Source organism: Vogesella mureinivorans, from assembly GCF_007644035.1.
Classification (GTDB): Bacteria; Pseudomonadota; Gammaproteobacteria; order Burkholderiales; family Chromobacteriaceae; genus Vogesella; species Vogesella mureinivorans.
Genome location: NZ_VMTV02000586.1, coordinates 1 through 290, shown reverse-complemented (window position 1 = coordinate 290; position 290 = coordinate 1). Strand labels below are relative to the sequence as shown.

Here is a 290-nt window from a genome sequence, read left to right as displayed (position 1 = left end):
AGCCTGCTCGAAAGCGAGCTGCGCAACCGTCACATCAAATGGATCACCAATGCGCGCGTCACCAGCTTCGAGGCCGGCATGGCGCATGTCGAGGAAGTCGCCGAGGATGGCAGCGTCAAGGCCAAGCACGACCTGCCCTTCGGCTATTCAATGCTGCTGCCCGCCTTTCGCGGCGTCGATGCCGTCTTCGGCATCGAAGGACTGACCAATCCGCGCGGCTTCATCATCGCCGACAAGCATCAGCGCAATCCGACCTTCGCCAACATCTATTCGCTCGGCGTCTGCGTTGC

1 pseudogene is annotated in these 290 nt (G+C 61.4%); it reads left to right on the top strand.

Annotated features, from left to right (window positions below):
• Nucleotides 1-290 (top strand): annotated as a pseudogene (locus FLQ44_RS16395) (NAD(P)/FAD-dependent oxidoreductase); the annotation flags it as partial.